This is a genomic window from Geodermatophilus sp. DF01-2 (assembly GCF_004571065.1).
In the GTDB taxonomy this organism is placed as follows: domain Bacteria; phylum Actinomycetota; class Actinomycetes; order Mycobacteriales; family Geodermatophilaceae; genus Geodermatophilus.
The window spans coordinates 1-4,133 of the sequence record NZ_SPQN01000152.1; the positions used below are offsets into that span (position 1 = coordinate 1).

General features: G+C 74.1%; 3 protein-coding genes and 1 pseudogene. 3 read left to right on the forward strand and 1 reads right to left on the reverse strand.

Going from position 1 to position 4,133, the window contains the following annotated elements:
* Positions 1 to 242: 242 nt before the first annotated feature.
* Positions 243 to 755 (reverse strand): hypothetical protein, encoded by a 513-nt coding sequence (locus E4P41_RS21295; protein WP_135143194.1) that lies wholly within the window; start codon positions 753 to 755, stop codon positions 243 to 245.
* 80 nt (positions 756 to 835) lie between these two features.
* On the opposite strand from E4P41_RS21295, the gene E4P41_RS21300 reads away from it, so the two are divergent.
* The 3 genes and pseudogenes from E4P41_RS21300 to E4P41_RS21310 form a co-directional block, all read left to right on the forward strand.
* Positions 836 to 2,764, forward strand: coding sequence for a TIGR03960 family B12-binding radical SAM protein (locus E4P41_RS21300; RefSeq protein ID WP_135143195.1), 1,929 nt, complete (start codon positions 836 to 838; stop codon positions 2,762 to 2,764).
* Positions 2,764 to 3,531 carry a TIGR03936 family radical SAM-associated protein gene (locus E4P41_RS21305; protein WP_135143196.1) on the forward strand — a complete coding sequence of 256 codons (768 nt, stop codon included), beginning with the start codon at positions 2,764 to 2,766 and terminating at the stop codon, positions 3,529 to 3,531. The genes E4P41_RS21300 and E4P41_RS21305 overlap by 1 nt, the downstream gene beginning before the upstream one ends.
* Positions 3,532 to 3,799: 268 nt before the next feature.
* Positions 3,800 to 4,133 (forward strand): annotated as a pseudogene (locus E4P41_RS21310) (ribonuclease E/G); the annotation flags it as partial.

Consider the following 4,133-nt stretch of genomic DNA (forward strand, 5'->3'; position numbering starts at 1 on the left):
TTCAGGTCCAGGCCCCAGCGTCAGACTGAGCTACGGGATCGTGTCCCAGGCGGGAGACCGACGTCGGCGGGCGACCCGGCCACATTTTCACGCCTGCCAGGCGTCACCGATAGGGACAGGAAGACTGGGCTGAGCGGCCTCACCTCCAGCGTGTGCGCTGAGGCCCCGTTTCGGGCGGGCGAACGGGGCTTCAGCGCACACGCGGCGGAGGAGGGGCCGACCGCGACCGGCGAGGCCCGCGGTCAGAACTCCGGGTCCGCCGCGGCCGGCTCCTCGGGCGCGGTCCACGCCAGGTGCCAGTAGTGCAGCAGGCCGGCGGAGAGCCAGAGCAGGAAGCCGAGACAGAGGGCCAGCGGCACGTGGCCGGTCGTGCCGACGAGGGCGACCGCGCCCGACCACGCGAAGAAGGTCAGCGCCGTGCCGGGCCACCCCATCGCGTTGTAGGACCGCTGGCGCAGCGCCTGCTGGTGCTCGTCGAGCGACCGGCGGCTCCGGTCGAACAGGCCGCGGGTGCCCGCGTTGAGCACCGAGTGCAGCGGGATGAACGCCAGCAGGCCGATCGTCCAGACGGCGAGGAACCACGTCGTCCAGCCCTCGTCCGTCGTCGCCGCCGCGAGCGTCGCCGCCATCAACAGGACCACCAGAGCGATCTCGGCGAGCGCCGCCCGGCGGCGGACGCGACGACGGCGCGCCCAGGCCCAGCGGTCGTCGTCGATACTGCGGGCGAAGTGGGTCTGCACGGGCGTTGTGCTCATGAGGTCCTCCGGATGAGCTCCCGAGCGCACACGCTCCGAGGGGCGGGGCGGCCCGGACCGCCGTCTACCCTGGGCGGGTCATGAACGGTGAATCGCTCTACCCCCGTCTCGAACCCCTGCTGGCCCAGGTGCAGAAGCCGATCCAGTACGTCGGCGGTGAGCTCAACGCGCAGGTCAAGGCGTGGGACGACGTCGCCGTCCACTGGGCGCTGATGTACCCCGACGCCTACGAGGTCGGGCTGCCCAACCAGGGCCTGATGATCCTGTACGAGGTGCTCAACGAGCGGCCCGACGCCCTGGCCGAGCGCACGTACGCCGTCTGGCCGGACCTGGCCGCCCTTCTGCGCGAGCACGGCGTCGGCCAGTTCACCGTCGACTCCCACCGCGCCGTCGCCGACTTCGACCTGCTCGGCGTCAGCTTCGCCACCGAGCTCGGCTACACCAACCTGCTCGAGGCCCTCGATCTGGCCGGGGTCCCCCTGCACGCGGCCGACCGCGACGAGACCCATCCGGTCGTGGTCGCCGGCGGGCACGCCGCGTTCAACCCCGAGCCGATCGCCGACTTCGTCGACTGCGCCGTCCTGGGCGACGGCGAGCAGGTCGTGGGCGACGTCACCGACGTGGTCGCGGCGTGGAAGCAGCAGGGCCGGCCCGGCGGCCGGGTCGAGCTGCTGGCCCGCCTGGCTCGGGTGGACGGCGTCTACGTGCCACGCTTCTACGCGGTGTCCTACGCCCCGGACGGCGCGATCGCGGCCGTCACGCGCACGCGGGACGACGTCCCCGCCCGGGTCGGCAAGCGCACCGTGATGGACCTCGACGAGTGGCCCTACCCGAAGACGCCGCTCGTGCCGCTCGCGGAATCGGTGCACGAGCGGATGAGCGTGGAGATCTTCCGCGGTTGCACCCGCGGCTGCCGGTTCTGCCAGGCCGGGATGATCACTCGTCCGGTGCGCGAGCGGACGATCACCGGCATCGGCTCGATGGTCGACCAGGGGCTGAAGGCGACCGGCTACGAGGAGGTCGGGCTGCTGTCGCTGTCCAGCGCCGACCACTCCGAGATCGGCCAGGTCGCCAAGGAGCTCGCCGACCGGTACGAGGGCACCAATACCGGCCTCTCCCTGCCCTCCACCCGTGTCGACGCGTTCAACGTCACCCTGGCCAACGAGCTGTCCCGCAACGGCCGCCGCTCCGGGCTCACCTTCGCCCCCGAGGGCGGCAGCGAGCGGATCCGCCGGGTGATCAACAAGACGGTGTCCAAGGAGGACCTGGTCCGCACCGTCACCACCGCCTACGCCAACGGCTGGCAGCAGGTGAAGCTCTACTTCATGTGCGGTCTGCCGACCGAGACCGACGAGGACGTGCTGGAGATCGCCGAGCTCGCGGTCGAGGTCATCCGCGCCGGCCGGGAGGCCAGCGGCCGCAAGGACATCCGCTGCACCGTCTCGATCGGCGGGTTCGTGCCCAAGCCGCACACACCGTTCCAGTGGGCCGGGCAGGCCGGCGCCGAGACGATCGACTCCCGGCTCCGGCTCCTCCGGCAGGCCATCAACGCCGACCGCCGCGTCGGCCGCTCGATCGGCCTGCGCTACCACGACGGCAAGCCCGGCATCGTCGAGGGCCTGCTGTCCCGCGGCGACCGCCGGGTCGGCCGGGTCATCGAGCGGGTCTGGCGCGAGGGCGGCCGGTTCGACGGCTGGAGCGAGCACTTCTCCTACGAGCGCTGGACCGCCGCCGCGGCCGAGGAACTGGCGCCGCTCGGCGTCGACCTCGACTGGTTCACCACCCGCGAGCGCGGCCAGGACGAGGTCCTGCCCTGGGACCACCTGGACTCCGGGCTGGACAAGGAATGGCTCTGGGACGACTGGCAGGACGCGCTCAGCGAGGAGGAGGTCGCCGACTGCCGGTGGACCCCCTGCTACGACTGCGGCGTCTGCCCGACCAACGGCACCGAGATCCAGATCGGGCCGACCGGGCGCAGCCTGCTCCCGCTCACGGTCGTCGGCCGTTAGTGGCCCGCCAGCCCCAGGGCCCGCCGCCACCGCCCACCGTCCAGAGGCTGCGGCTGCGCTACGCCAAGCGCGGGCCGCTGCGCTTCGCCTCGCACCGCGACCTGGCCCGTGCCCTGGAGCGCGCGCTGCGCCGGGCGCGGGTGCCGATGGCGTTCTCCGCAGGCTTCACGCCGCACCCGAAGATCTCCTACGTGGGCGCCGCGCCCACCGGGTCGGCCAGCGAGGCCGAGTACGTGGAGATCGGCCTGGCCGAGCGGCGCGACCCGGAGGAGGTGCGCGCCGCGCTGGACGCGTCGCTGCCCCCGGGGATCGACGTCCTCGAGTGCGTGGAGGCGGCCGAGGGCGCGGGCTCGCTGGCCGACCGGATCGACGCCGCGGTGTGGCGCGTCGAGCTGCCGGGCGTGCCGGTCGCCGAGCTGGCGCCGGCCGTCGAGGCGTTCCTGGCCGCCGACGTGGTCACCGTCGCCAAGCGCACCAAGAACGGCCTCCGGGACGTCGACGCGCGGGCGGCTGTGCCCAGCGCGTCGGCGGCCGGGGAGGCAGGTTGTGCCATACTGCACATGGTCGTCCGGCAGGTGACGCCCGCCGTTCGACCCGACGACGTGTTGGCCGCTCTGGCTGCCGTCGCCGACCTGCGCCCGCCGTCGCCCCCTCGGGCCGTGCGTGAGGCGCAGGGCCGGCTCGACGACAGCGGGACCGTGGCCGACCCGCTCGGTCCTGACCGTGCGGCGCGCACCCGCTGCCAGGGGGAGCACGCGGCGGTCTGACCGGTGGGCCCGGGGCTGCACGCCGTCGCGCGACACGGCTGCCAGACGTGACGCACCCCGAGACCTCGCACCACCGACGACCTGCTCCACCCGCACACCGGCTCCCGGCCGCGGCAACTCCTCGCCCGGGCGCCGCACCACAGACTTCGCGAGTCGAGCCTGCCGCCGCACCCGGCGCGGGGGCCCGACCCGCCCAACCCGTGCTCCTGCGCGGCCGCCAGTCGACGCGATCGGCGCCCGGGAGCACCACACAGGAGGCGAGCCACTCGTGGCCGACCAGAACGACGACACCACTCCCACCTCTGACGACGCGGCACAGACCACCGCCGGCGCGGCCGACGAGGGCCTCGACCCGGCCGCCGTGCCGGAGGGCGTGGAGGCCACCGAGGCCGAGGCCGGTGAGGACGCGGCCGCGGGCGAGGAGGCCGCCCAGGACGAGGGAACCGCCGAGCCAGAGCCCGAGCCCGAGGAGCTCCCGGGTTTCCGCTTCGGCGCCCAGTTCAGCTCCCCGGAGCCCACCGCGGTCATCGCCCGCCCGCGCCGGCGGGCCACCCGCCCGGCCGGCGCGGCCGACCCCGGCGCCTACGCGCCTCCCCCGCCGG

Excerpts from the sequence above, each read along its gene's own strand:
- E4P41_RS21300 (WP_135143195.1), top strand. The coding sequence starts at position 836 with ATGAACGGTGAATCGCTCTACCCCCGTCTCGAACCCCTGCTGGCCCAG.
- E4P41_RS21295 (WP_135143194.1), bottom strand. The coding sequence starts at position 755 with ATGAGCACAACGCCCGTGCAGACCCACTTCGCCCGCAGTATCGACGAC.